Source organism: Streptomyces sp. SID14515, from assembly GCF_010548505.1.
Classification (GTDB): Bacteria; Actinomycetota; Actinomycetes; order Streptomycetales; family Streptomycetaceae; genus Streptomyces; species Streptomyces caviscabies.
The window spans coordinates 20,998-45,942 of the sequence record NZ_JAAGMH010000001.1; the positions used below are offsets into that span (position 1 = coordinate 20,998).

General features: G+C 71.3%; 22 protein-coding genes and 3 pseudogenes. 7 read left to right on the forward strand and 18 right to left on the reverse strand.

Annotated features, from left to right (window positions below; translation table 11 throughout):
• Window positions 1-36 precede the first annotated feature (36 nt).
• The 4 genes from G3I54_RS00095 to G3I54_RS00110 form a co-directional block, all read right to left on the reverse strand.
• Window positions 37-1,068 carry an iron-siderophore ABC transporter substrate-binding protein gene (locus G3I54_RS00095; RefSeq protein WP_203685327.1) on the reverse strand — a complete coding sequence of 344 codons (1,032 nt, stop codon included), beginning with the start codon at window positions 1,066-1,068 and terminating at the stop codon, window positions 37-39.
• A gap of 70 nt (window positions 1,069-1,138) precedes the next feature.
• Entirely contained in the window at window positions 1,139-1,990 is an 852-nt protein-coding gene (locus G3I54_RS00100) for an ABC transporter ATP-binding protein (RefSeq protein ID WP_164609981.1), read from the reverse strand.
• 19 nt (window positions 1,991-2,009) lie between these two features.
• Window positions 2,010-3,089, reverse strand: coding sequence for an iron chelate uptake ABC transporter family permease subunit (locus G3I54_RS00105; RefSeq protein WP_164609983.1), 1,080 nt, complete (start codon window positions 3,087-3,089; stop codon window positions 2,010-2,012).
• Between the two features lie 38 nt (window positions 3,090-3,127).
• Window positions 3,128-4,195 (reverse strand): iron chelate uptake ABC transporter family permease subunit, encoded by a 1,068-nt coding sequence (locus G3I54_RS00110; RefSeq protein ID WP_164609793.1) that lies wholly within the window; start codon window positions 4,193-4,195, stop codon window positions 3,128-3,130.
• Window positions 4,196-4,409: 214 nt separating this feature from the next.
• Here G3I54_RS00110 and G3I54_RS00115 point away from each other — a divergent pair, with 214 nt between their 5' ends.
• Window positions 4,410-4,985: an MSMEG_1061 family FMN-dependent PPOX-type flavoprotein gene (locus G3I54_RS00115; RefSeq protein WP_164609795.1), complete on the forward strand. Its 576-nt coding sequence runs from the start codon at window positions 4,410-4,412 to the stop codon at window positions 4,983-4,985.
• Window positions 4,986-4,991: 6 nt separating this feature from the next.
• Here G3I54_RS00115 and G3I54_RS00120 read toward each other — a convergent pair whose 3' ends face one another.
• Together G3I54_RS00120 and G3I54_RS00125 are read right to left on the reverse strand one after the other, a co-directional pair.
• Entirely contained in the window at window positions 4,992-6,092 is a 1,101-nt protein-coding gene (locus G3I54_RS00120; protein WP_164609797.1) for a hypothetical protein, read from the reverse strand.
• 343 nt (window positions 6,093-6,435) lie between these two features.
• Window positions 6,436-6,627, reverse strand: a pseudogene (locus G3I54_RS00125) (VOC family protein); the annotation flags it as partial.
• Window positions 6,628-6,838: 211 nt separating this feature from the next.
• Between G3I54_RS00125 and G3I54_RS00130 the strand changes: the two are divergent.
• Window positions 6,839-7,183, forward strand: a complete 345-nt coding sequence (locus G3I54_RS00130) for a hypothetical protein (protein ID WP_164609799.1) — start codon at window positions 6,839-6,841, stop codon at window positions 7,181-7,183.
• A gap of 23 nt (window positions 7,184-7,206) precedes the next feature.
• Here G3I54_RS00130 and G3I54_RS00135 read toward each other — a convergent pair whose 3' ends face one another.
• The 3 genes from G3I54_RS00135 to G3I54_RS00145 form a co-directional block, all read right to left on the reverse strand.
• A complete protein-coding gene (locus G3I54_RS00135) occupies window positions 7,207-7,824 on the reverse strand; it encodes a GNAT family N-acetyltransferase (protein WP_203685328.1) in 618 nt (205 codons plus the stop codon).
• Window positions 7,825-8,088: 264 nt separating this feature from the next.
• Complete coding sequence (locus G3I54_RS00140) at window positions 8,089-9,612, reverse strand: catalase (RefSeq protein ID WP_164609803.1); 1,524 nt, start codon at window positions 9,610-9,612, stop codon at window positions 8,089-8,091.
• A gap of 157 nt (window positions 9,613-9,769) precedes the next feature.
• A complete protein-coding gene (locus G3I54_RS00145; RefSeq protein ID WP_164609806.1) occupies window positions 9,770-10,036 on the reverse strand; it encodes a GlsB/YeaQ/YmgE family stress response membrane protein in 267 nt (88 codons plus the stop codon).
• A gap of 326 nt (window positions 10,037-10,362) precedes the next feature.
• Here G3I54_RS00145 and G3I54_RS38800 point away from each other — a divergent pair, with 326 nt between their 5' ends.
• Entirely contained in the window at window positions 10,363-10,533 is a 171-nt protein-coding gene (locus tag G3I54_RS38800) for a hypothetical protein (RefSeq protein ID WP_203685357.1), read from the forward strand.
• Window positions 10,534-10,543: 10 nt separating this feature from the next.
• Here the strand turns inward: G3I54_RS38800 and G3I54_RS00150 are convergent, their stop codons facing one another.
• Window positions 10,544-11,503: an NAD(P)/FAD-dependent oxidoreductase gene (locus tag G3I54_RS00150; RefSeq protein ID WP_164609808.1), complete on the reverse strand. Its 960-nt coding sequence runs from the start codon at window positions 11,501-11,503 to the stop codon at window positions 10,544-10,546.
• Between the two features lie 110 nt (window positions 11,504-11,613).
• Window positions 11,614-12,027, reverse strand: a complete 414-nt coding sequence (locus G3I54_RS00155; RefSeq protein WP_164609810.1) for an ATP-binding protein — start codon at window positions 12,025-12,027, stop codon at window positions 11,614-11,616.
• Between the two features lie 212 nt (window positions 12,028-12,239).
• On the opposite strand from G3I54_RS00155, the pseudogene G3I54_RS00160 reads away from it, so the two are divergent.
• A pseudogene (locus G3I54_RS00160) lies at window positions 12,240-12,859 on the forward strand (DUF5753 domain-containing protein).
• Here the strand turns inward: G3I54_RS00160 and G3I54_RS00165 are convergent.
• A complete protein-coding gene (locus G3I54_RS00165; protein ID WP_030078876.1) occupies window positions 12,853-13,095 on the reverse strand; it encodes a hypothetical protein in 243 nt (80 codons plus the stop codon). The pseudogene G3I54_RS00160 and the gene G3I54_RS00165 sit on opposite strands and share 7 nt — an antisense overlap.
• Before the next feature lie 185 nt (window positions 13,096-13,280).
• Window positions 13,281-14,165, reverse strand: a complete 885-nt coding sequence (locus G3I54_RS00170; protein WP_164609812.1) for an NAD(P)-binding domain-containing protein — start codon at window positions 14,163-14,165, stop codon at window positions 13,281-13,283.
• A gap of 106 nt (window positions 14,166-14,271) precedes the next feature.
• On the opposite strand from G3I54_RS00170, the gene G3I54_RS00175 reads away from it, so the two are divergent.
• Together G3I54_RS00175 and G3I54_RS00180 are read left to right on the forward strand one after the other, a co-directional pair.
• The gene (locus G3I54_RS00175) at window positions 14,272-14,859 is read left to right on the forward strand and encodes a TetR/AcrR family transcriptional regulator (RefSeq protein ID WP_164609815.1); all 588 of its coding nucleotides are present in this window, start codon (window positions 14,272-14,274) and stop codon (window positions 14,857-14,859) included.
• A gap of 80 nt (window positions 14,860-14,939) precedes the next feature.
• Window positions 14,940-15,712 (forward strand): annotated as a pseudogene (locus G3I54_RS00180) (ornithine cyclodeaminase family protein).
• Between the two features lie 88 nt (window positions 15,713-15,800).
• Here the strand turns inward: G3I54_RS00180 and G3I54_RS00185 are convergent.
• Window positions 15,801-16,034 carry a hypothetical protein gene (locus tag G3I54_RS00185; RefSeq protein WP_030078880.1) on the reverse strand — a complete coding sequence of 78 codons (234 nt, stop codon included), beginning with the start codon at window positions 16,032-16,034 and terminating at the stop codon, window positions 15,801-15,803.
• A gap of 154 nt (window positions 16,035-16,188) precedes the next feature.
• Here G3I54_RS00185 and G3I54_RS00190 point away from each other — a divergent pair, with 154 nt between their 5' ends.
• The gene (locus tag G3I54_RS00190; RefSeq protein ID WP_164609817.1) at window positions 16,189-17,199 is read left to right on the forward strand and encodes a YdcF family protein; all 1,011 of its coding nucleotides are present in this window, start codon (window positions 16,189-16,191) and stop codon (window positions 17,197-17,199) included.
• On the opposite strand, the gene G3I54_RS00195 is transcribed toward G3I54_RS00190, so the two are convergent.
• From G3I54_RS00195 to G3I54_RS00210, 4 genes are all read right to left on the reverse strand, one after another.
• On the reverse strand, window positions 17,196-18,497 hold the full coding sequence (locus tag G3I54_RS00195; protein WP_164609819.1) for a hypothetical protein: 1,302 nt from the start codon (window positions 18,495-18,497) through the stop codon (window positions 17,196-17,198). The genes G3I54_RS00190 and G3I54_RS00195 overlap by 4 nt on opposite strands.
• 321 nt (window positions 18,498-18,818) lie before the next feature.
• Entirely contained in the window at window positions 18,819-20,192 is a 1,374-nt protein-coding gene (locus G3I54_RS00200) for a DUF4449 domain-containing protein (RefSeq protein ID WP_164609822.1), read from the reverse strand.
• 58 nt (window positions 20,193-20,250) lie between these two features.
• Entirely contained in the window at window positions 20,251-23,352 is a 3,102-nt protein-coding gene (locus G3I54_RS00205) for a glycoside hydrolase family 3 N-terminal domain-containing protein (protein ID WP_164609824.1), read from the reverse strand.
• Between the two features lie 138 nt (window positions 23,353-23,490).
• A complete protein-coding gene (locus G3I54_RS00210) occupies window positions 23,491-24,903 on the reverse strand; it encodes a GH1 family beta-glucosidase (RefSeq protein ID WP_164609826.1) in 1,413 nt (470 codons plus the stop codon).
• Window positions 24,904-24,945: the final 42 nt, after the last annotated feature.

The following is a 24,945-nucleotide window of genomic DNA, read 5'->3' on the forward strand; positions in this document are numbered from 1 at the left end:
CCCGGCGTTCGCCGGGAGCGTGGTGTGGGGTCCGCGTTACTTCGCGACCTTCTCCGCGAAGAGCGGAACGACCTTCTCCAGCGCGTACGAGACGGACAGGATCGAGTCCGTGGCGAACGCCTGCGAGATGTCCGTGTCGTCGAAGACGATGTCGTTGCCCGCCTTCACCGACGGGACGGCCTTGTACAGCGGGTCGTTGCTGATGTCCGTGGCCGGGATGCCGATCGGGGTCATGACGGTGAGATCGGCGTCGAGCAGGTCCAGGTTCTCCTTGGAGACGGACACGGAGAAGCCCTCGCCGGCCTGGGCCTCGGCCTTCGGGTTGTTCTTGAAGCCGAGCCGCTCGACGAAGTCGACGCGTCCGGTGCCGCCGACGTAGACGCCGAAGCCCTCGGACGTGCGCGAGCCGACCGTGATGGTCTTGTCCTTGAACTCGGGGTGGGCCTTCGCGGCGGCCTCGAACTTCTTCCCGGTCTCCGCGATCAGTTCCTTGCCCTTGTCCGGCACGCCCATGGCGGCGGCGATCATCGTGGTCTGCTGCTCCCACGAGATCTTGTACTGGTCGCCGCCCTTGGGCACGCCCACGGTCGGGGCGATCTTCTTCAGGGTGTCGTAGCGGGTCTGGTCGCCGCTGGACTTGGTGTCCAGGATCAGGTCGGGCTGGAGGGAGGCGATCTTCTCGAACTCCGGCTCCAGCGTGCCGATCAGCTCGGGCTTCTTGTCATACATGCCCTTGGCCCACGGGCCGACGCCCTCGCCGCCGAACGGCAGCCAGTCGCTGGCCCCGACCGGCTGGCCGCCGAGCGCGAGCACGGTCTCGGCGTCGCCCCAGCCGAGCGCGACGATGCGCTTGGGCTGCTTGTCGACGGAGACCTCGCCGAACTTCGTCTCGACCTTGGCCGGGAACGCCCCTTCGGACGCGCCGCCGGAGGCGGAGGAGGACGCGGAGCTGTCGGAGTCGTCCGACGAGCCGCAGGCCGAGAGGCCGACGAGCAGGGCGGCGACGGCAGCGGCCGCGAGGACGGGGGTGCGGCGTGCGCGCCGGGCGCGGGGAGCGGAAGCGTTCATACCCATTAGGTTAGCCTCGCCTTATGACAACGGTGCCATCGGGTTGACCCACACGGTTTCCGTACGTCGCTCAGGCAGCCGGGTCCTTGACGTGGTGGCGGCCCAGCGGCACGACCATCGGGGTGGCCGACGCCGGGTCCTCGATCACCGAGCAGCGCATCCCGAAGACCTCGCCGACCAGCTCCTGCGTCACGATGTCGACCGGCCGGCCCTCCGCGACGATCCGTCCCGCCTTCATCGCGATCATGTGGTCGGCGTACCGGCAGGCCAGGTTCAGGTCGTGCAACACGGCCACCATGGTGACGCCCTGGTCGCGGTTGAGGTCGGTGAGCAGGTCCAGGACGTCCAGCTGGTGGCTGGCGTCGAGGAAGGTCGTCGGCTCGTCGAGCAGCAGGATGTCCGTGCGCTGGGCCAGCGCCATCGCGATCCACACCCGCTGGCGCTGGCCGCCCGACAGTTCGTCCACGGAACGGTCGGCGAGTTCGAGGACGTCGGTGGAGAGCAGCGCCTGCGCGACCGCCTCGTCGTCCTCGGAGCTCCACCGGCGGAACCAGCCCTGGTGCGGGTAGCGGCCGCGCCCGACCAGGTCGGAGACGGTGATGCCCTCCGGAGCGGTGGGGCTCTGCGGCAGGATCCCGAGCACGGAGGCGACCTCCTTGGTCGGCGTCTCCTGGATCGACCGGCCGTCCAGGAGCACCGCCCCGGCGGAGGGGGCCAGCAGCCGGGCCATCGCCCGCAGCAGGGTCGACTTCCCGCAGGCGTTGGGGCCGACGATGACGGTGATCTTCCCGGGCGGCACGGTCACGCTCAGACCGGGGACGATCTCGCGTTCGCCGTAGCCGAGCCGGACGTCCCGGGCTTCCAGAGTGTGATCGGCCACGACAGGGCCACGCCTTTCGTCGTCTTTCTGATACGTCGCCATGTCCTGGGGCTTCTCCATGTCAGCCCCCGCTGCCCACGCGGTTGGCGCGGGCCAGGAGCAGGAGCAGATACGGGGCGCCGATGATGCTGGTGACCACGCCCACCGGCAGTTGCACCGGGAACAGGTGCTGCGCCGCGAAGTCGGCGACCAGGACCAGCAGCGCCCCGGTCAGAGCCGCCTGCGGCAGGGCGGCGCCCCGGCCCGGGACCAGTCGGCGGGCGATCGGCGCGGCGACGAACGCCACGAACCCGACGGGTCCGGCGGCGGCGGTCGCGACCCCGGCGAGCGCGGTCGCGCAGCCCAGCAGCGCGAGCCGGCCGCCCTCGACCTTCGCGCCGAGCCCGGCGGCCGCGTCGTCCCCGAGCTGGAGGGGGCGCAGCGCGTGGGCGGCGAGGACGGTCAGCGGTACGAGGAGGCCGAGGGCGATGAGCAGCGGCCACACCTGGCTCCAGGAGCGGCCGTTGAGGCTGCCCGCCAGCCAGCGGAACGCCTCCTGCGCGTCGGTGACCTCGGAGCGGGCCATCACGTACCAGACGAGGCTGGAGAGCCCCATGCCGACGCCGATGCCGACGAGGACCAGGCGCTGCCCGGCGATGCCCTGCCGCCAGGCGAGCAGATAGATGGCGGCTCCGGCGACCAGCGAACCGGTGAGGGCGCTCGCGGAGAGGGCGAGTCCGCTGACCTGGAAGAGCAGGGCGGCGGTGACGGCGACCGCGCTGGCCCCGGCGCTGATGCCGATGAGGTCGGGGCTGGCGAGCGGGTTGCGCAGCACGGTCTGGAAGACGGCTCCGGAGAGCCCGAAGGCGGTGCCGACGAGGATCGCGAGGAGGGCCCGGGGCAGCCGCAGCTCCAGCACGACGAACCGCGATCCGCCGTCGCCGCCGCCGAACAGGGTGGCCACCACCTTGTCGATGGGCGTCACCAGGTCGCCGTAGCTGAGCGAGACGCCGAACATGACGATCACGGCGGCCAGCAGGCCGGTGCCGACGAGGACGGAGCGTCGCAGGCTCCGGCCGCGTACGGCGGAAACGCGGCGTACGGCGTCGGCGAGCCGGGCGTCGGATGCGGACGCGGTCTCCTTCAGGCGGGACCCGGTCACCGGGGCGCCGGTCGCCGGGCTGCCGGGGCGGGGCGCGGTCACAGCTCCACCAGCTTCCTGCGCCGGACCAGCCAGATGAACGGGATGCAGCCGATGGCGGCGGTGATCACGCCGACCTGCACCTCGCCGGGGCGGGCGATGACCCGGCCGACGATGTCGGCGACGAGCAGCATGATCGGGGCGAGCACCATGCTGTACGGGAGCACCCAGCGGTAGTCGGGTCCGGTGATGAGACGGGCGGCGTGCGGTACGGCGAGCCCGACGAAGCCGATGGGCCCGGCGACGACGGTGGCCGCGCCGCACAGGATCACCACGGCGAGGGCGGACACCATCCGGATGGCCCCGACGCGCTGGCCGAGGCCGCGGGCCAGGTCGTCGCCGAGGGAGAGGGCGTTGAGCTGCGGTCCGAGGGCCAGCGCGAGGACGGTGCCGACCGCGATGAACGGCGAGACCTGCCAGAGCACCTCGGAGCTCCGCGCGGTCAGCGCGCCGAGCTGCCAGAACCGGAACTGGTCGTAGCTGCCCCGGTCCTGGAGCAGGATCGCGCTGGTCACCGAGGTGAGGACGGCGGCGGTCGCGGCGCCCGCCAGCGCGAGCTTCACGGGCGTCGCGCCTTCCCGCCCGAGCGAGCCGACCCCGTACACGAGGAGGGCGGCGAGCAGCGCGCCGAGGAAGCCGAACCAGATGAACTGGGTGGCGACCGTGAACCCGAGCAGGGTGATCGAGCACACGACGGCGACGGACGCGCCCGCGTTGATGCCGAGGAGCTGGGGGTCGGCGAGCGGGTTACGGGCGACGCCCTGCATCACCGTGCCCGCGAGGCCGAGCGCCGCGCCGGCGAGCAGCCCGGCGACGGTGCGCGGGATGCGGACCTCCTGGACGATGAGCTGCCCCTTGACGGAGACGTCCGGGTCGAGGACCCCGTCGACGACATCGCGGAAGGGCACGTCGCCGGATCCGACGGCGAGGCTGGCGACCACGGTGAGGAAGAGCACGGCGAGGGCCGCCAGCAGCCCGAGCGCGAGCACGGGCCGGCTGCGCCTGCGCCGCGTCTCCTTGTCGCCGCCCGGCGGCTTCTCCTTCTCCAGGAGGGCCGAGCCGCTCACGACCCGGCCACCGGGGCGGCCGGAATGCGGTGGTGCACTTGTCGTTCCTCACGGTTGTTCGTCGGCGACAGGGGGCACCCCTGGGGCACGGGCGACGCCCTCGTCGACCGGTCCACCCCGGACGGGAAACACAAGGGGGGCCAAAGTAAGGTCACCCTAACAGCGCCTGTTCGACCGCGCGCTGCCGCACCCCACGAGCTTCGGAGCCCCTTCCTTGTCGTACGCCGACCCCGCCGACACCACAGCCCTCGCCACCGGTCCGCTGGCCGGGGCCGTGCCCCTGGGCTCGGCGGACGAACTGCGCGAGCTGCTGGGCACCCCGCACCCGATCGTCATCGACAAGGTCCACGACCGGCTCACCGACGACGACCTGGCCCTGCTGGCCCGCTCCCCGCTCTGCACCCTGGCCACGTCGGACGCGGCCGGCAACTGCGACGCCACCCCGCGCGGCGACGCCCCCGGCTTCACCCACGTCCTGGACCCGGGCACCATCGCCCTGCCCGACCGCCCGGGAAACCGCCGCGCGGACAGCTTCCACAACATCCTGGCCAACCCGCACGTGGGCCTGCTCTACCTGATACCCGGCGCGATGGACGTCCTGCGCATCAACGGCCGGGCCACCATCCTCACGGACGCCCCGTTCTTCGACGCGATGACACTGAAGGGCCGGCGCCCGAAGCTCGCCCTGGTCGTCGAGATCGACGAGATCTTCCGCCACTGCCCGGCCTCGCTGAAGCGGTCGGGGGTGTGGGCGCCGGAGACGTGGGCGGGGAACGACGGAGACACCTGATCTCGGTCAGTCGCGCCAAGGCTCCGCCGCCGGACACCCGGCTTCACCCAAGAGGGCGTCGAACCGGCCTGCGGCCGAGAGGTACGCCTGGCGGCCTGTGCGCATCAACTCCGCGCTCCGGGCCCGCTCCTCGCGTTCCAGGTTGATGTCGAGCCTCTGAGCACCCGCGCGAAACTCCGCGACGCCCTCCTCCGCCCTCGCGGCGAGGAGCGCCAGCTCCCTGCCCGTCTCCTCGTCGGCTGCCAGCCGGGCGATCTCCTGCCGCCTCCGTACGTTCGCGTTCAGGTCGTCGGCCACTTGACCGACGACGCGGATGATCATGGGGATCTCCTGGCGTACCTGAACCGTTCCCGCGGGAGCGGGGTGGGTCGTGCCGCCGCCGTCGGCGAGAGGGTCGTCGAGCCCATGGCTTCTCACCGGGATCATCGCCAGCGCGGCGTTCTCGGCGACCAGGTCCGAGGTCGGCTCCCAGGCCGAAGCGAACTGGGCACTGTGCCAACCGACGAGTTCACCGTCGCCGGACGGCTCGGTCCGCGCCCGCTCCCGCCCTGCGCCCTTGGCCTTGAGTTCCAGGAACTTGTCCTGTTCTCTCTTCGCGTCGAACGCCACCCCCTTCTCCTCGTTCTCCTTCAGCCACCTGATGAAGTCCTTCTGGTACTCAGGGTCCTTGGGAAGGTTGTGGGGTGACGCGTATCCCGCTTCCTGGAGTTGACCGAGCGCTTTGAAATGCTCAGGCGTCTGGTCCATGGTGAACCCCGGAGCCTGATGCGCCAGATATTCGCCGGTTCGCTCCTTCGCCCCGTACCTCGACCCGAGAGTCGGATGGTCGGCCCACTTCTCAGGCCCGGACCACAGGTTGTACTGCGTCAGGTCGATCTTTCGATTCGCTGCTTCACCTCCCTGACCCTCCAAGGCGGCGAGCTTCGACATGCTCGTACGGATCCGCTCGTAGAGCTGCTCCGTATGCATGCGCAGGGCTGTCATCAGGTCGAGAACGGTCCGGTTCGCGCGGTCCTCGCCGCCTTCATGGCGGTGCGAGAACTCACCCACCTGCCGCGCCCGCTGGACCGTGGGCACGGCAAGCGCCGGGCCGGCCGCGCTCGACACGATCCCGGCCGTCGCCCGGTTGCCGAGCCCTCGCTGAAGACTGAGCAGCGAACCGGGCGGGAGCGGGCCTCCCGGCCGCACGGGCGGGCCGGCCCTCGATGAACTCTCATCCTGCGTAGCCGAGTTGGCGACGCGGGGCTTCGACCGTTCCTCCGGGGTGTGCTGCCTCCGCATGTCCCAACCTCCGTCTTGGCACGCGCAAGGGACAGAGCATAGTCAGGAACACGGCAAGCGATTCCACTGCGAGTGCTTGATCCTGCTGTTGTGCGTAACAGCAGGACGATACTTCTGAGGGAAGTTCACTCCGAGGTGAGGCGCGCGCGTATCGCCCCCAGCAGGCGGATCACGACCATGTCCGGGTGGACAGCACCAGCAGATAGCCGTCCGGGTCCCGGAGCGTGACGCCCCAGGTGTCCCAGTACGGATTGTGCGCGGGCACCCGTGTGCCGCCGTGCTGTTCGAGCCGCTCCACGAGAGCGTCCGGCACCTCTTCGCCGAGGTAGACCACCGGCAGGTCCTCAGGCGTCGGCCGTGGACGACCGCTTGCCCACGGAGCTTACGAAGCACGCGATCATGCGCGCATCGGACGCTCGACCTAGGGCCGCGGCCGCATCGGCGGCTCGCGCCCCGCGCCCGTGCGCCCTGGCGCGCCTCTGTGCGCTCACTCGAACGCCACGTTCCCTCGACCCGGCCGTGTCGTTGTCGGGATGTGACAGCAGAAGTCTCGCGGAGGAACGCAGCACCCCATGAATGAAGAACACATCCTGCTCAGGGACTTCCTCGCCACGATGAACCGTCTCCAGGCGGACTTCGAACGGCGACTCGACGGCATCGAGCGCGACGCCCTGTCGGGGGCCTTGTCGGGGACACCGGCGTACGGCCACCCGCAGGAGACGACCGACCTCTGGCAGCCCTGGCCCGCGCACGAAACGCGGCGTCCCCTCGGCCTGGAGGCCATCTGGACCGACGCCCGCCGCTCACCGGACGGACGGACCGGCGGACACGAAGCGCGGAGAAACCATTCTTCTCCGCGCTCCCCGTCCCACGGTGCTCTCCCGACGGCAGATCCAGAAAGAAACGTTTCCTTCTGATTCTTCCGAACCTTCTGAGACCGCTACGAAGCGTCGACGGCCCGGGGCTCGCGTCGCATGACCCACAACAGCGGCCCGCCTCCCGGCAGTCGCGCCTCGCCGAGCACCGTGAAGCCGAAGTGCTCGTAGAACGGCAGGTTGTCCGGCTTGGAGGACTCCAGGTAGACCGACAGGCCCGCCGCGTCGGCCTTGGCGAGCCCGGAACGCAGCAGCGCCGCCCCGTGCCCCTGGCCCCGGGCGGCCGGGTCCGCGCCGACCACCGCCAGGTACCAGTGCGGCTCCTTGGGGCCCTGCTCGGCGGCCGCCGCGACCGCGTCCCGGAACAGCGGCGCGCGGTCGCCGAGGATCTCCTCCAGCTCCGCGACCGTCTCCGCGTCGGGAACGGCCTTCTCCTGACCCTCCGGCGACACCCAGAACGCGGCCGCCGACGCGGTGCGCTCGCACACTCCGTGAGGGCCGTACTGCCGGGTGAAGATCGTGGTGAAGTAGCGGACCAGGTCGGCCTCGCGCGCGGGCCCGCCGGGGAAGAACCACTCCATCATCGGGTCATCGGCGAAGGTGCGGGCCAGGGTGCGGCTGATCTCCGGGGCGTCGTCGAGCGTGGCCGCCCGCGGAGTGTTCGTTATCGACATACAGGTCATTCTGCACGTTGATGATCTTGAGCGGGGAGGGGGGGTGCATCGGCCTCCGCACTCCGGGCGCGGTCTCCGGGCGCGGTCTCCGGGCGCGGTCTCCGGGCACCGGCCTCGCCGAACGGATCGGCGACCGGCACGGCCTTCTCCGGCCCCGGGTACGCGGGCGACCAAGCCCGGCCCTCGGGGGAAACGCACAGCCCCTCATCCCGTCGGCCGACGGGATGAGGGGCTGTCGTACGCCCGGAAGGGGCCGCGGCGGGCCCCCGGTCCTCAGGCCTTGCGCTGCATCGACGAGCGCGCCGGGTTGGCCTGCTCCGCCGCCTTCGGGTCCTTCTCGCCCGCCTTCGCGCGTACGCCCTGCTCGACGCGCTTGCCGAGCGTGGCGTCGACGTTCGACCAGTACTGGAACGCCCGCTGGAGGACCGGTTCGGTCACCCCGTTGAGCAGGTGGCCGACGATGTTGTCCACCAGCCGGTCCCGCGCCGCGTCGTCCAGGACCTCGCGGACCATGGTGCCCGCCTGGCCCCAGTCGTCGTCCTCGGCGTGGTCGACGTAGGCCGCCCGGGTGATGTCCCCGTCGGCGTACCAGCTCGGCGGGGTGCCGTAGCGTGCCGTGTCGGCCTCCGGGCCGCCCTTGGAGTTCGGGGCGTAGACCGGGTCGCTGGTCTTGCGGTACGCCATCGCCCCGTCCTTGGAGTACGTGTGCACCGGCGCGACGGGGGCGTTGACCGGCAGCTGCTGGTAGTTGCCGCCGATGCGGTGGCGGTGCGCGTCCGCGTAGCTGAACAGGCGCGCCAGCAGCATCCGGTCCGGGCTCGGGCCGATGCCGGGCACCAGGTTGTTCGGCTGGAAGGCCGCCTGCTCGATCTCGGCGTGGTTGTCCGTGGGGTTGCGGTCCAGCGTCATCCGGCCGACCTCGATCAGCGGGTAGTCGCCGTGCGGCCACACCTTGGTCAGGTCGAAGGGGTTGAACCGGTAGTCCTTGGCGTCCTCGTACGGCATGACCTGGACCTTCAGCGTCCAGCTCGGGAATTCGCCGTCGCGGATGTGCTCGAAGAGATCTCGCGTGTGGTAATCCGTGTCCGCGGAGGCCATCTGGTCGGCCTCGTCCTGCGTGAACGTCTCGACGCCCTGGTCGGTCTTGAAGTGGTACTTCACCCAGAACCGCTGCCCCTGCGCGTTGATCCACATGTACGTGTGCGAGGTGTAGCCGTTCATGTGACGCCAGCTGCGCGGGATGCCCCGGTCGCCCATCAGCCAGGTGACCTGGTGGGCCGACTCCGGCGAGAGCGTCCAGAAGTCCCACTGCATGTCGTGGTCGCGGAGGTTGTTGTCCGCCCGGCGTTTCTGGGACCGGATGAAGTGCTGGAACTTCATCGGGTCCTTCACGAAGAACACGGGGGTGTTGTTGCCCACCATGTCGTAGTTGCCTTCGCTGGTGTAGAACTTCACCGCGAAGCCGCGCGGGTCCCGCCAGGTGTCCGGGCTGCCCCGCTCCCCCGCGACGGTGGAGAACCGGACGACCAGGTCGGTGGTGACGCCCGGCTGGAAGAGGGCGGCCTTCGTGTACGCGGACACGTCCGCGGTCACCTCGAACTTCCCGAACGCGCCGCTGCCCTTGGCGTGCGGCTGGCGTTCGGGGATGCGTTCGCGGTTGAACTGGGCCATCTGCTCGATCAGGTAGGAGTCCTGGAGCAGGATCGGCCCGCCCGGGCCGACGGTGAGCGAATGCTCGTCGCTCTCCACCGGGGCGCCGGAGTCGGAGGTGGTCGGCTTGCGCGAGGTGTCGGTCATGTCGTCGTTTCCTCTTGTTTGTCTTCCGCAGACGCGTCGGCGATGGCTCCTACTACGGCTGCCCTACTGACCCTCTGCCAATGTAGGCAAACGTGGACGAATCGACCCGTCGAGAAGTCGCCGCGAACCGCCCGGATGCGGGCGGGGCGAGACCGGGTCAGCGGGAGCGCTGCCCCGCGACCAGCCGGTAGGCGAGCAGGACGATCACCGAACCGACGACGGCGGCGATCCACGTGGACAGGCTGAAGAATCCGTCGATCGAGTCGACGCCGAAGATCACCTTGCCCAGCCAGCCGCCGAGCAGCCCGCCCACGATGCCGATCACGATCGTGACGAGGCAGCCCCCGGGGTCCTTGCCGGGCGTCAGCGCCTTGGCGATGAGCCCCGCGAACAGGCCGATGAGGATCCAGGCGATGATGCCCACGGAAATCTCCCTTTACGTTGCCGACGCCCGGCGCCCTCGTGGCACCGGGGACCCTCCGCGTATCCCCGTAACCGGACCTCACACATCCGCCGGGCCCCGGCCGTCACCCCGCGGCCCGTCATTCGCCCGCCTGCGTTACGCCGGACGGGGCCGCGGGGCGAGGAACACGGGCCACGGGCGGCCGCGCGCCGGCTGAGTACTTTCGCCCACCCCACTGAGTACGGCACCGCCTCCGCCGACCGGCCCCGACCGTGCGATTCTTCACCCCACGGAACCGGGGGGTTCCGGTCGCCGGGCTTCGGCGACGGGGTGGGACGGGAGCAGTCGTGGATCTGTTCGATGCGGAGCTGGGCGGGCGGGACGAGCCCGATGCGGGAGGCGGGGGCGGTTGCTCCTGGGTCACCGTGGTGATCCTCGGGATCTTCGCGTTGATGGCGCTGCTGGTGCACAAGGTCTTCGGGTGGACGGGGGACCTCCTCTCCGCCCTGTTCTCCTGACGGCGCCCGATCAGCCGCGCCGCCGGGCCGCCACCGCCAGCCGGGTGTCCTCGGTGATCAGGTCGCCGTTGACCGCGCCCGCGGCCATGAGGCCCGCCGCAGCGGCACCGATCACCTGTTCGGTGAGGCGGGTGACGTTGCCCGCCGCCCAGACCCCGGGGACCTCCGTCGCGCCGGTCGGGTCGGTCGGGACGTACGCACCGATCACCACCCCGCCCATCTCCTGCGCCACGGGCTTCAGGCCCAGCGACTCCAGGACCGCCGAGCGGGCGGTGAACCGGGCCTGCACCACCAGCGCCTCGCGCGGGACCACCCGGCCGGACGCCAGCCGTACGCCGGTGAACCGGTCGTCCGCGACCTCCAGGCCCGCCACCTCGCCGTCCACGACCGCGACGCCGCGGGCCGCCAGCTGCTCGCACTCCTCCTCCGACGGCTCGGGCCCCGTGTGGCGGAAGAGGGTCACGTCCTCGCTCCACTGCCGCCACATCAGCGCCTGATGTACGGCGAGGGGGCCGGTGGCCAGCACGCCGATCGGGCGGTCCGCCACCTCGTGCCCGTGGCAGTACGGACAGTGCAGCACCTCGCGCCCCCAGCGCTCCGCCAGCCCCGGCACGGGCGGCAGCTCGTCGACGAGCCCCGTCGTCACCAGCAGCCGCCGCGCCTCAACGCTCCGGCCGTCCTCCGTCACCACCCGGAAGCCCTGCTCGGGCAGCTTCTCGGCCGAGGCCACCCGGCCCTCGACGATCTCCGCCCCGTACCCGGCGGCCTCGCCGCGTCCGATCGCCAGCAGCTCGCCGGGCGGGGTCGACTCGCGGCCCAGGTAGTTGTGCACATGGGACGCGGGAGCGTTACGGGGCTCGCCCGCGTCGATCACCAGAACCGAGCGCCGGGCCCGCGCCAGGGTCAGCGCCCCGCTGAGGCCGGCCGCCCCTCCGCCCACGATCACCACGTCGTACCGCTGCCGCTTCATGCCGCTCCTCCTTCGTCACGCGGCCGCGGACCACCTCAGCCCGCCTCCGCTCGATGACGAGAGTGCGCCCGTGCGGCCGAAACGACAAACATCCTTGCCGAAACAGCAACTCACTCGATACTGAACTCGCACCACACGACCTTGCCGGGGTTCCGCTCCCCAACCCCCCACTTGTCCGCCACCGCCGCGACCAGCAGCAGCCCGCGCCCGCCCTCCTCGTCGGCCCCCGGCACCCCGTCCGCCGGCCGCACCTCTCCGTCGCCGCTGTCGTGCAGCTCGACGCGGATCATGTTCTCGACTCGCTCCAGGTAGATGTGGACCTTGAATCCACGCCCCGGCGGCACACCGTGACGGAGGGCGTTGGTCGCCAGCTCGGTCACGCAGAGCAGCACATCGTCCGCACGCGCTTCGCACTCCCACTCGACCAGCGCCTTACGGGTGAACTTCCGTACGACGGGGATCGACCTGCGCTCACGGCAGTAGAAGGCGGCGCGGTAGAAGGGGAGTTGGGTTGTCTCGTTCATGCTTCCACGCTCACACGGAGTTACTAGGCTGCAGCAGAGCAGAAGCACGTACAAACGCATCTGTACGAGTTCCGGTGGATCGACAGCGGAGAGGTACGGGGAGGAAGCCATCCCATGCACCCGGGAAAGCAGAGCAGCGTCAGGCGAGTCACTTCGTGGCAGCTGGTCGGAGCCCAAAGGACTTCGTCCGGTACGAGCAGGACGCGGTGAGCGTGCTCTCGTACGAGACCCAGCTCATTCCGGGGCCGCTCCGGACCGAGGCGTGCGCTCGCTTCGTCTTCGGCTGCAACTACCCACCGGTCGACGAGGACGTCATCGAGATGCGGGTGGCGGAGCGCCTCGGCCGCCAGAAGATCCTGGAACGCAAGCCCCGGCCCGTCCTCCACTTCATTCTGGAGGAGAACATCTGCACACGCAGTTGGGTGTCCCCGAGGTGATGCGGGACCAGCTTCTCCACCTAAGGCGCTGCATGGATCTGCCGTTCGTCACCCTTCAGATCATGCCCCGCACCGCCCCTGGGCACGCCGGGCTCGGGGGCCCACTTCTCTTGCTGGAGACCTCCGGCCACGGCCAGTTCGCCTATGTCAGCGGCCATCTGCACGCGAGCGTTTTCGACGAGCCGGCTGACGTCAGCACACTTACGCAGAGGTACGGGATGCCGCGTTTGCAGGCGCTCACCGTCCAGGAGAGCACCCGGCTACTGGACGCGCTGCTGGACGCACCGCCTGGAGCACCTTCATCCACGGCGGCAGCGCCGCCCTCTGAGCACGCGGCACCGCCCCGGCCGCCGCCGCGGCCGGGGCGGTTCGCTGTCCGCCCGCTACCTCAGTAGCGCACCCACAACTCGTACACGCTCGGATTGCCCGCGAACGGGTTGCAGATGAAGACACGGCTCCAGAGGGCGTTGTCGGCGCCGGCGTTCCCCACCGCCTGGCACTCCGCCAGGCTGGCGTGGTGGCTGCGGAGCCAGAAGCCGGGGCCCGTGGCGGAGGCTGTCGAGGCGGTGCCGAGGAGCATCGCTCCGGCGGTCGCCACGGTCACCGCGAGAGCGGCAATACGTCTGTGCATGTCGGTAACTCCGTTTTCAGTCAACGCACATGACTGTGCGTCAGTGAATGAATGAGTCGAGCCGATCCGAACAGCGCGCGCCGCCAGGAGAAAGCTAGCGAGCCGGGCACGCCCGCACAATAGGTCTGGACCAATAAGGCGTTGCATATGCCCCATGGCCGTAAACCTGTGTCTTGCCGCATATTTCAGCTGCTCCCGGGCTTCGCCATCAGCTCCACCAGGGCCGAGAAGCTGTCCGTGCCGTGCCCCGCCTCCACACCCCGCCGGAACAGGTCGACGACGGCGGCCGGGAGAGCCGTGTCGACGCCCGCGTCGGCGTTGGCCTCCAGCACGTGCTCGGCGCTCGCCAGCCCCATGGCCAGGCGGTCGACGTCGCCGAGGTGCACTCCGGCATCGATGCGTTCGGCGTAGAAGGCGAAGGTCTCGGCGAGCGAGTCGGCCGTTTCGGCGGCGCTCGGCAGGATGTCGGCGGCCGTCAGACCGTTGGCGCGGGCGAGGGCGACCGCCTGCCAGCAACCCAGCATCGAGGTCCAGAACATGACCATGCCGATCTGGTAGTGAAGCGCGGCGAGCCCCGGGTCCTCGCCCTGGTGCTCGACCCGGCCCGTCAGCGCTTCCAGCACCGGCCGGTGCCGGTCGAACGCCTCGCGCGGGCCGCTGTAGAAGGCGTACGACTCGGGCTGTCCGATGCCCGTGGGCGACGCGCTGACACCGCCGGTGAGCAGTTCAGCTCCTCGCCCGGCCGCCCAGCGGGCCCCGGCGCGCGCCTCCTCGGGCGTGGCGGAGGTGAGGTTGAGCAGGACCCGGCCGTCCAGTGCCTGCGCGGCGGGCTCCAGTACGGCGTGGAACGCCGCGTAATCCGTGAGGCTGATGACGACCGCCTCGTTCGCCGCGACGGCGTCGGCGGGGCTCGGTGCGAGGACCGCGCCCCGGGCCACCAGGTCGTCCGCGCGGGACGCGGTGCGGTTCCACACGGTGACCGCGTATCCACGGTCGAGTAGGACGGCGGCCATCGCCCGGCCCATGGGGCCCAGTCCTATGACGGTGACCGCATGCTGTGCGCTGCTCATCACGTACCCCCAACAATGCTAGAACGAACGCTCTATCCAGAGCCTGCCGAGAAGCTAACACAGCTCTAGAACGAACGCTCTACTCAGTGCCCGCTACAGTGACGGCATGCAGACCAGCACCCGGGACCGGATCGTCGTGGCGACCGCGCGTCTTCTCCAGCGGCAGGGCTATGTCGGCACCGGCATCAAGCAGATCGCCAAGGAGTCGCAGGCCACGCTCGGCTCGATCTACCACTTCTTCCCGGGCGGCAAGGAAGCGGTCGCCGTCGCCGCGATCCGGTACAGCGCGCAGGAGTTCGCGGCGCTCATCGCGGAAGCCCTGGACAGCGAGCCCGACCCGGCGGACGCGGTGCTCTCCTGCACCCGCCAGTTGGCCGCCGGGCTCAAGGAATCGGGCTGGGTCGACGGCTGCCCGGTCACGGCGGCGGCCCTGGAGACGCTCGGCGGCGAGTCGGAGCTCCAGCAGACGTGCGCCGACGCGCTGAACGGCTGGGAGCAGCTCGTTCGCGACAAGTTGCTGGCCTGCGGATTCCCGGCGCAGGACGCCCGCGAGCTGGCGACCACCGTCATCAGCGCCGTGGAGGGCGCCGAGGTCACCGCCCAGGTCAACCGGAGCGAGGAACCTCTCCTGGCGGCGGGCCGCCAACTGGCCCGCCTCATCAGGTCGTACGGGATCGACGCGCCGAGTCGCTGAAGTCCGACCCGGACGACGCCGGTCGCCGGGCTGTCTGTACGTGGTTGCCCCGGCCACAGCCCACGAACGAGGGTGGCCCGGTGACGTCGCCGCTGACCCGTTCCCGGATCACCGAACTGCTCGACCCCGACACCGTGCTGGCCGGGCTTCGTGCGGGCTTCACCGCGCCCGCTCCGGGCGTCCGGCCGTTGCGGATCCGTACGGACCTGCCGGTCCGGGTACGGCGACAGCGCTTCTGCCCGGGGTGATCGGCGGAATCCCGGCCTACACGGTGAAGGTCAACGCGAAGCTTCCCGATGCCGTTCCCGCGCTGCGAGGCCTCGTCCGCCTGCGCACGGTGTCCCGGCTGACCGTGTGCGACACCGACCCCGCGCGGGCGGCCGCGTTCGCCGCGGAACAGGAAAAGCTCCTGGGCATCGAGGTCGAGACGGTCGGCGAGCCACAGAGCGCCGCGGCGCGCGCGGACATCGTCGTCCTCGCGACCTGGTCACGCAGCCCTCGGCCGGCTGCCGCCGATCTGCGCCCGGGCACGCACGTCACCACGCTCGACGCGGACGAGCCCGGCAAGGTCGAACTCGCCGCCGACGCGCTGCGACGCGCCCGCACCGTGGTCGACGATCGTGAACTCGCCGTCTCCATGGGAGCGCTCGGCAACAGCGGGCTGAGCGCAGACGCCGCGCACGCGTCTCTCGGGCAGGTGCTCGGCGGTGAGCGGGCCGGCCGCGAAACGAGCGACCAGATCACCGTCTACGCGCCCGTCGGGCTGCCCTGGCAAGATCTGGCCCTGGCCTGGCCCGTCTACCGGGCCGCCGCCGACGCGGGCTTCTGCCAGAGCGTCGACTTCCTGGCCTGACCACGGCGGCGGACGGTTCGCACACGGAGTTCGCACGCAGAACCGGCCCACCGGATGTTCCCGGTGGGCCGGTCCTGTGCGCGTCGGCTCAGCTGAACCGGGCGTCCTCCACCGTGCTGGTGACCGTGCCTGCGGTGGAGGTGGTCGCCCCCGCCGCGCCGTCGACCAGCTTGCCCAGGTCGCCGACGTCGTCCAGCGCGCCGAGGCTGACCGGCGGTTCGGCGGCGTGCGCCGCGTCGCCGCCTCCCGGGGGCGGGCTGATCGCGGCGATGACCGCTCCGGCGGCGAGAGTGACAACGGCAAGTACGCTTCGCTTCTTCATGCCGGGTTCAACGGCCCGCACCCGGCAAAGGGCACGCATCGATTCTCCGGCGGCTTCGGCAAGCCTCGGACGGAACCGACCCCTCCCCCACCTCTCCCCCATCTCCCGCCACCTCGCCGTAGGCCGACGCCGGTCCGCTGCCTACTCTGTGCCCATGGTGGTCTACGCCCCGGCGGCGCTCCTTTTCCTCGCCTTCTGTGTGAGCGCGCTGCGCGAGCGCCGGAAGTTCAGCAACGCCGTGCTGCTCGGCCTCGCCGTGCTCTGCGGGCTGGCGGGGCTGGTGTACCGGCTGATCGACTCCGACTCCGCGTCGGCCCCGGTCGTGGTGTGGTCGCTGCTGGCCCTGGGCGCGGTGGCCGTCCTTCTGCTGACGTGCTTCCTCTTCCTCAACGGCGTACGCATGCTGCGCAAGGAGGGCAGGAGCCCGTCCAACCTGCTGTCGCTGCTGGCCGCCACGGCGATCCTCGCCGTCGTCGCGCTGCTCGTCACCGCCGCCGTCCTGCGGACTCCGGTGCTGATCGGGGCGGCGACGGCGGCCGGTGGGCTGGCGCTCTACTTCTCGTTCCTGTTTCTGTGCTTCGTCTGTTACGCCTTCCTCTACGGGCGGCTGCGGGTGCGCCGCAAGGCCGACTTCGTGGTGGTGCTGGGCTCGGGGCTGGTCGGCGGCTCCACCGTTCCGCCGCTGCTCGCGAGCCGGCTGAAGCGCGGGCAGGCGGTCCACGCGCGGCTCTCCCGGCGCGGCGGGTCGCCCGTGCTCATCACCTCGGGCGGACAGGGGCCCGACGAGGATCTGCCGGAGTCCCACGCCATGGCCGACCATCTGGTGGCCCAGGGCTTTCCGGCGCATCTCATCGAGCGGGAGGACCGGTCGACGACGACCGAGGAGAACCTGCGGTTCAGCAGGGCGATCATGGAGAAGGCGAAGCCCGACTACCGCTGCGTGGTCGTCACGAACAACTACCACGCCTTCCGCGCCGCCCTCACCGCCCGGCGGCTGCGGATCCGGGGGCAGGTGGTGGGCTCGCCCACCGCCGCGTACTTCTGGCCGAACGCGACGCTCCGCGAGTTCGCCGCGATCCTCGCGGACTACCGGCGGAGCAACGCGGTGATGTGCGTGCTGATCGTCCTCGCCGGAGTGGCCGTCTGGTGGTCGCTGATCGGCTAGGCGGTGTTTCCCGCCGTCTGGGCGACGGCTTCCCGGGCCTGGCTCCGGCGGTCGAACGCGGCCCGGGCCGCCGCGAGCAGCCGTACGTAGAACGGGTGGTCCCGGCGGATCTCCCACTGGTGGAGATAGACCAGCATCTGGTTGATCACGGTGTCGTACTCGATCAGCGTGCCGGACGCGGTGCCGGCCGCCTCGTCCCAGGCGCTCAGACGCGCATGCTGCTCGGGGGTGATCTTCCCCTTCGACGCGAAGGCGTCCGCGTACTTCTTCAGCTTGCCGCCCTGGCCTCCATACCCCAGCTTCTCCTCCAGCATCCGCTGCTGGAACGGGCTGAACTCGGTGTCCCCGCCGAGGGCTTGCCGCAGATCGGCGAGGGTGTTCCTGCGCTCCGTGGCCAGCGCCGCGACCTGGGCGTCGGTCGCCCCGGACTGGACCAGCTCCATCACCGGGCTGCTCCCGAACGCCTGATGGGCCGCGACATGGGTCAGCTCGTGGGCGACGTGCCCGAGCATGAAGGACGAACCGCCCCGGGCCTGGGTGTCGACGTTGAACGTGAACGCGGGGGCCTCGTCGGGCCCGGTGGTGAGCTTCATCCCGGGCATGCCGCCCTGCGGGTACTGCTTCACGGTCACCAGATCCACCACGGCCATCAGCTCGCCGATGACCGCACGGGTCTCCTCGGGCAGCGCCGCGTCCTCGCGGAGTGCGCCGAGCTGCGCGACGAAACCGTCCATCACGGCGGTGAACACCGGCCCCGGCATCTTCTGGGACGCCTTGCGAGCCTCGTCGGCGGGAAGGCGGAGGTCCATCTCCGGGTCCTCCTTCGCGGCCACCATCCGGTCGACCTCGGTCAGCAGCCCCCGGAAGACCGCTTCGGCGTCGAGCCCCGACTGCGCCTCCTCCGCCTCGCCCTTGAGCTGCTTCACTCCGTCGACGCGCTCCCCTCCCCCGGGCTTGTGGGCGACGTAGGCCTCGCACGCCGTGACGATGTCCTTGAGGGCGAGCAGTCGCGCCCCCGGCCGGGCGTCGGGCAGGGCGTAGAAGGCCCGTAGAGCCTGGTCGACCTTGGCGATCTCCGAGCGGCTCCGCATTCCGGAGCCCTTGGAGATCTGCCTGAACTCGTCCTCGGTCACCATCCGGGACACCGTGATCAGGCGCGTCACGGCCGCGTTGCCCAGCGTGCTCTGGAGGCCCCCGGGGGTACGCGGGTCCCGGCCGTCGTGCCGGTCGGCGGTCCGGGCCACGGGCGCGGGCCGCTGCCGGTCGTGGTCCTGGGCCGGGGTCTCGTGGGTGTGCATGGAGTCACGCTAGGCGGGCGGGCGGACGCCGCCCAGGGGCCGAAGGGCAGGATCCGGACGGACCGGGGCAACGCCCGCTGCCTCTCCCGGACGGGCGGGCAGAGCCGCGGCCTCCGGCGGGCGCGCGGCCGGGGCCGCCGTCGGGCAGAGCCGCAGCTCTCTGCTGGGCGCGCGGCCTGGGCCGCCGTCGCTCCGCGCTCCCTCTCCGTACGTCTCTCCGCGCCCCTCGCCGTACGCCTGCCGTACGCCTCTCCGTGCGGGCCGGGCTCGGGGCCCTCGCTCGGGGCCCTCAGGGCTCGGGGCCCTCAGGGCTCGGGGTCCTCAGAAGCCGCCGCCGTCGAAGCCGCCGCCCCCGAAGCCGCCGCCGTCGCCGAAGCCGCCGCCGAAGCCGGAGGAGTCGAAGTCGGAGCCGGAGAAGTCGCCGCCGCCCCAGTCGCCGCCCGCGCCGCCGCCGAAGTCACCGCCGCCGTACTCGGAGGCGTACGCCGGGGTGGCGAGCATCGAGCCGAGCATGGTGCCGACCAGGAGGCCGGGGAGCAGGCCGCCGCCGAAATAGCCGCCGGCCCAGGGGCCGTAGGCCGGGCCCGCTTCCCAGTACGGGCGGCGGTTGCCGTCGCCCACGTCGACCGTACGGCTCATCGGGTCCTCGCCCCGGCCGAGCCGGGCCTCGTCCGCGCCGCAGACCGGGACCTCGCGGGCCGCGCCGCCGGACGGGGTCCACAGGACCTCCGTGACCGCGGGGCCGTGGCGCGGGTCGAAGAAGCACGGCGGGAGGCGGGCCGGTATCTCCGCGCCGGTGCGGCGGGCCTCCAGGACCGCGAGGGAGTAGCGGCCGTCCTCCAGGGACTGGGTGACTCCGCGGACGTCCGAGGGGTGCGTGGCCTTGTCCATTCTCGACTTGGCGCTCTCGTAGGAGTCCAGGGCCCGTTCGTAGTCGGCGCGCATGGTGTCGTCCGCGCCCTTCTCGGCGGGGTGGAAGTCCAGGCGTTCCAGGGTTTCGCCGTACGCGGTGATGTCCTCGTCGACGACGACCCGGAGCTTGTCGAGCGCGATGCGCTCCTCTTCCTCCTTGCGGCGCTTGTTGCGGCGGGAGATCGCGTACGCGCCCGCGCCGCCCGCCGCGACCAGCGCGCCGAGCGTGATCAGGCCGCCGACCGGTGCTCCGGGCTCGTCCGCCGCGCCTCCGCCGGACCAGGAGGCGGGGGCGGTGCCCCGGGCCTGCTCCACGGCACGGTCGACGAAGGCGTTGAGCTGGGAGGGCGCGTCGGTGGCGGTGGCCGGGTTCTCCACGGACGCGGTGAGGTTCTCGACCGCCCGGGTGGGCATGACCTGCGGGTCCGCGCCCGCGTCGAAGCCGTCGCCCAGGCGGATCGCGTAGACGCCGGTGATACCGGTGTCGCTGCGCAGGGTCTTGAGGAGGCCTTCCTCAGGGAAGGCGGAGGTGTCGGGGAGGACGGCGACGAAGACCGGCTTGTCGGCGTTCGTGATCTTGTTCTCCAGGGCCTTCTCGTCAGCGACGGAGAGCTGATCGCGGGCGCCCGGGTCCACGTACACCGGGTCGTCGCGCAGGGCCTGGGCGGCGTCCTGGATGGTCGCGGCGGGCGCGGCCGACGCGGGAGAGGTCAGGGCGAGAGCCGCCGCTGCGAAGATGAGCAGCAGGCCCGCCAGCAGCGCGGGGAAGAGCCTTTTCCTCATACTTAACGCTACTCCAGACGGGCGACGAACGCCGTCGCCCGTCCGGAGAGCGAGGTGCCTAGGCGGCTCGGTAGGCCGTGCGCAGCTTGGCCACCGCTCCGGTCAGGTCACCTTTGAGCAGCAGGTGGTCCGCCTCCGCGAACGGCTTCGAGACCGCCTGCGTGAACTTCCCGTTGATCCTCTGCTGGACCAGCAGCCGGGCCTGGTCCACGATCGCCTTGCCCGCCGGGGTCTTCCCCAGCTTCGCCTTCTCCGCGACCTGGGCGGCGACGGCGAGGGCCGCGAGGGTGAGCTCGCCGCCGGCCGAGGGCTTCTTCAGTGTGGTCAGGCCCCAGCCGTACGGGAACTGCGGGTCGTACGTCGCGTCCCCGACGTTGATCGGAAGCTGGGCCTCCGACTTCGGCCAGGTCACCGGGAGCTGCCCGGTGAAGGCGCGCCTGCCGTAGAGGACGTCGGCGACGCCGTCGCCCTCGGAGCCCGGCAGCCAGGAGGCCACCAGCGCGTTGATCTTGCCGAGCCGGTCGCCGATGAGCTGCGGGCGGCCCGAGACGATCAGGACGGCGCACTTCATGGCGGCGCAGACCTTGTCGACCGCGGCCTTGTCGGCGGCCGTCAGCTCCAGGTCGTGGCCGTTGCCGACGTCGCCGATGCCTTCGGCGTACGGGGTCTCACCGACGACCACCACACCGACGTCGTAGCCGTCCGTGGCGGCGGAGGCGTCCCGCGAGAACGTCACGGACTCCGGGCTCTTCGCCGCCTTCTTCATGCCCTCCAGGATCGTCGTGCCGGTGGTGGTCCTCCCGGAGGAGCCCTGCCAGCTGATGGTCCAGCCGCCGGCCTGGTTGCCGATGTCGTCGGCGTTGGACCCGGCGACGTAGACCTTCTGGTTCGGCTTGAGGGGCAGCACGGCCCCGTCGTTCTTCAGCAGCACCTGCGACTTGGCAGCCGCCTCACGGGCCACCGCCCGGTGCTCGGCCGAGCCGACCTCGTCGAGGTGGGTGGTGTCCGCGTACGGCTTCTCGAAGAGGCCCAGGCGGAACTTCTGGGTGAGGATGCGGGCGACCGCGTCGTCGATCCGGGCCTCGCTGATCCGGCCCGCCGTCACCTCGTCCTTCAGCGTCTTCGTGAACTCCTGGTACGCGGTCGGGACCATGATCATGTCGAGTCCGGCGTTGACCGACGTACGGACGTCGCTCGCGTAGTCGCCGGGAATCTGGTCGATGGCCTGCCAGTCGCTGATGACGAAGCCCTCGAAGCCCATCCGGTCCTTGAGGACGCCGTTGATCATCTCGGCGTTGGCGTGCATCTTCACCGGGCCCTGGTCGTCGCCCAGGACGTCGAGCGAGGAGTACGAGGGCATGACCGTGCCGACGCCCCGCTTCACCGACTCCGCGAACGGCGACAGGTGTACGGCCTCCAGCTCCTCGCGGGTGACCTTGGTGACGCCCTGGTCGATCGTGTACGAGCCGGTGGTGGCGGAGCCGTACTCGGTGCCGCCGTCGCCGACGAAGTGCTTGGCGCTGCCGAGGACCTTGTCGTTGCGGTGCAGGTCCTTGCCCGAGGGGCTGCCCTGCATGCCCTGGATGACCGTCTCCATGGCCTCGACCAGGGCCGGGTCCTCGCCGAAGGCCTCGTAGGAGCGGCCCCAGCGTTCGTCGCGGGTGACGCAGACGCAGGGGGCGAAGTCCCACGGAACGCCGGTGGAGCGGACTTCCTTCGCGGTGATCGCGCCCGTCCTCTCGGCGCTCTTCGGGTCGCGGCCCGCGCCGATGCCGATGTTGTGCGGCATGATCGTCGCGCCGACGACGTTGTTGTGGCCGTGCACCGCGTCCACGCCGTAGATCAGCGGGATCTGGAAGCGGGTGGCCTGGGCGCGCAGCTGGTAGGCGTCGACCATCTTGGCCCAGGCGGCCGCGGTGTTGGGGGTGGGGACCGAGCCGCCGCCGGAGAGCAGCGAGCCGAGGTCGTAGGCGGCGATGTCACCCGGGGTGCGGAGCGCGTTGCGCTCGGCCTGGGTCATCTGCCCGGCCTTCTCGGCGGGCGAGAGGCGGGACAGCAGATCCGCCACCCGCTGCTTCACCGGCAACTTGGCGTTCTGGTACGGGAGTCCATGGGCGTCGATGACGACCTGCGGGTTCTCCCGCGGGGCCTTCGCGCCGGTGACGGTCAGCTCCAGCGGGATCGTCCTCGCCTCGGCGGGCTTCGACGCCTTCGCCGTGCGGACGGTGACCCGGTGGGTGGTGCCGGAGGCGGTGCCGGCGGGGAAGGTGTGGCTGCCGGTGACCGGGGTGTAGTCCTTCCCGGCCGTCGCTGTGCCGCCCTTCGTGGCGTACGTGACGGTGACGGGCTCCTCGATGGGGACGGAGCCGGTGGTGGCGACCGAGAGCGCCAGCTGGGCCGTTTCGCCGTTCTTCACCGGGCGGACGGCCGTGTCGGTGACCACGCTCGCGGTGAGCGCCGGGTCCGCCTTGCCGTACAAATCGACTGCGTCCAGGGCGAATTCACCCGGCCCGCCGCCGGGCAGAGTGAGGGCGTAGCCCCACATCTCGTTCAGGCCGAGGACCTGGTCGATGCCGCCGACGGGCTGGTAGTCGGCCCGGTAGACGAAGTCCGCGAACGGGATCTCGACCAGGTGCCAGCCCTCCCAGTCGTCGGTGAAGGAGGTGGTCCACAGCTCGGACGCGCCGCCGTTCGCGCCGCCGTCCTTGATCTCGAAGTTGATCTTCTTGCCGGAGCCGGGCGGCAGCGGCGCGGTGTTCTGGCCGTACCACCAGAAGCGGATGCCCTGGTGGGCGGTCCAGTTCTGCGGCGGGGTGTCCACGGCGAACTCATGGCTGAACCCGCCGTACGCGCTGATGTCGTAGGAGCCTTCGAGGACCTTTTCGCCCTCGGGGGCGTCGGCACGCTCGGCCAGCTTCAGCTGTGGATGGTCGTCCGCGTCGCCGCCCCAGGTGAAGATCGCGTCGGCGGGCGGGTTGTTGCCGAGCGGCACCTCGCCCTCGAAGCGGTCGACGAGCACGGGGGCCGGTTCGTCGGCGGCCGCGGCGGGGCCGGTGGCCGAGCCTGCGAGCAGGGTGGCCAGCACGGCGGCGGCGGCGAGGGCGGCCGTCGCGGGTCTGCTTCTGCCCCTACGGGGGCGGAGGTGCGGGGTGCGAGTCATCTGAGAGCGCTCTCGTCTCGGGGTCGGGTGCGGATGTACGGGCGGGGCAGGGGGCGTCGGCGCGTCACGCGGTGCCGTCACGCCTTGGCGTCACATGGCGCATTTCGTGGTGCGTCACGTGGCGCATCAGGTGGTGCGTCACGCGGTGTCGTCGCGGGTGAGGCGGATCGTGTCGCGGTACCACTTGGCGCTGTCCTTGAGCGTGCGGACCTGGGTGTCGTAGTCGACGCGGACGATGCCGAACCGCTTGTCGTAGCCGTAGGCCCACTCGAAGTTGTCCATCAGCGACCAGGCGAAGTAGCCCCGGACGTCGGCCCCTTGGCCGCGGGCGGCGACGACGGCGTCGATGTGGTCGGCGAGGTAGGCCGTGCGGTCGGCGTCGGGGACGGAGCCGTCGGCGGCGACGGTGTCGTCGAAGGCCGCGCCGTTCTCGGTGACGACGGTCGGGAGGGCGTAGTCGCGCTGCAACCGCACGAGCAGGTCCGTGAGTTCGGTCGGGGTGATCTCCCAGTCCATCGCGGTACGGGGCAGATCACGCTCCACCACGCGGGTGACGGGCAGACCGTCGGCGTCGGTGGGCGATCCGTCCTCGGTGACGCCGGAGAACTGCATGCCCCGGTAGAAGTTGACGCCGAGGACGTCGAGCGGGGCGGCGATGGCGGCCAGATCGCCTTCCCTGACCGGGAGTTCGATGTGCTGGGCGGCCAGGTCGGCGACGACGTCCTCGGGGTAGCGGCCGTGGACGAGCGGGTCGAGATAGAGCCGGGTGCCCATGCCGTCGGCGCGGCGGCACGCCTCGCGGTCGGCCTCGCCGGCGGTCTCGGGGGTGGCGGTGCCGAGGTTCAGGGTGATGCCCAGCTCCAGCGGGTCGCCCCCGGCCGCGTCCCGCAGCGCACCGGCGGCGAGACCGTGGCCCAGGAGCAGGTGGTGGACGGCGGCCATGGCGTCGCCGAGGTTCCGCCGGCCGGGGGCGTGCACCCCGTGGGCGTAACCGAGCATCGCCGAGCACCAGGGCTCGTTCAGGGTGGTCCAGTGCTCGACCCGGTCGCCGAGGGCCTCGTAGGCGAGGGCGGCGTACTCCGCGAAGCGCAGGGCGGTGTCCCGCGCGGGCCAGCCGCCCGCGTCCTCCAGCTCCTGCGGCAGGTCCCAGTGGTAGAGCGTGATCCACGGGGTGACGCCGCGCCCCTGGAGCTCGTCGACCAGCCGCTTGTAGAAGTCCAGCCCCTTCTCGTTCGCCGGGCCCCGGCCGCCCGGCTGGATGCGCGGCCAGGCGAGCGAGAAGCGGTACGTGTCGACGCCGAGGCCCGCGATCAGCTCCACGTCCTGAGGCATCCGGTGGTAGTGGTCGCAGGCCACGTCGCCGTGCTCGCCGCCCTCGACGGCCCCGGGCACCCGGCAGAAGGTGTCCCAGATGGACGGGGTGCGGCCGTCCTCGGCGGCGGCCCCCTCGATCTGGTACGAGGAGGTGGCGACGCCCCAGCGGAAGTCGGCCGGGAGTCCTCGTACCGGGGCGGGACGGAGGAGTCGCTGCGGGGTGGGGGCGAGGTTCATCGGTCTCCGTAGGCGTAGAGGCGTACGTGGGATCGGGGCGTG

Coding starts and splice junctions, on each gene's coding strand:
- G3I54_RS00095 (WP_203685327.1), bottom strand. CDS start 1,068: ATGAACGCTTCCGCTCCCCGCGCCCGGCGCGCACGCCGCACCCCCGTC.
- G3I54_RS00100 (WP_164609981.1), bottom strand. CDS start 1,990: ATGGCGACGTATCAGAAAGACGACGAAAGGCGTGGCCCTGTCGTGGCC.
- G3I54_RS00130 (WP_164609799.1), top strand. CDS start 6,839: ATGAATGAAGAACACATCCTGCTCAGGGACTTCCTCGCCACGATGAAC.
- G3I54_RS00135 (WP_203685328.1), bottom strand. CDS start 7,824: ATGACCTGTATGTCGATAACGAACACTCCGCGGGCGGCCACGCTCGAC.
- G3I54_RS00140 (WP_164609803.1), bottom strand. CDS start 9,612: ATGACCGACACCTCGCGCAAGCCGACCACCTCCGACTCCGGCGCCCCG.
- G3I54_RS00150 (WP_164609808.1), bottom strand. CDS start 11,503: ATGAAGCGGCAGCGGTACGACGTGGTGATCGTGGGCGGAGGGGCGGCC.
- G3I54_RS00155 (WP_164609810.1), bottom strand. CDS start 12,027: ATGAACGAGACAACCCAACTCCCCTTCTACCGCGCCGCCTTCTACTGC.
- G3I54_RS00165 (WP_030078876.1), bottom strand. CDS start 13,095: ATGCACAGACGTATTGCCGCTCTCGCGGTGACCGTGGCGACCGCCGGA.
- G3I54_RS00170 (WP_164609812.1), bottom strand. CDS start 14,165: ATGAGCAGCGCACAGCATGCGGTCACCGTCATAGGACTGGGCCCCATG.
- G3I54_RS00175 (WP_164609815.1), top strand. CDS start 14,272: ATGCAGACCAGCACCCGGGACCGGATCGTCGTGGCGACCGCGCGTCTT.
- G3I54_RS00185 (WP_030078880.1), bottom strand. CDS start 16,034: ATGAAGAAGCGAAGCGTACTTGCCGTTGTCACTCTCGCCGCCGGAGCG.
- G3I54_RS00190 (WP_164609817.1), top strand. CDS start 16,189: ATGGTGGTCTACGCCCCGGCGGCGCTCCTTTTCCTCGCCTTCTGTGTG.
- G3I54_RS00195 (WP_164609819.1), bottom strand. CDS start 18,497: ATGCACACCCACGAGACCCCGGCCCAGGACCACGACCGGCAGCGGCCC.
- G3I54_RS00200 (WP_164609822.1), bottom strand. CDS start 20,192: ATGAGGAAAAGGCTCTTCCCCGCGCTGCTGGCGGGCCTGCTGCTCATC.
- G3I54_RS00205 (WP_164609824.1), bottom strand. CDS start 23,352: ATGACTCGCACCCCGCACCTCCGCCCCCGTAGGGGCAGAAGCAGACCC.
- G3I54_RS00210 (WP_164609826.1), bottom strand. CDS start 24,903: ATGAACCTCGCCCCCACCCCGCAGCGACTCCTCCGTCCCGCCCCGGTA.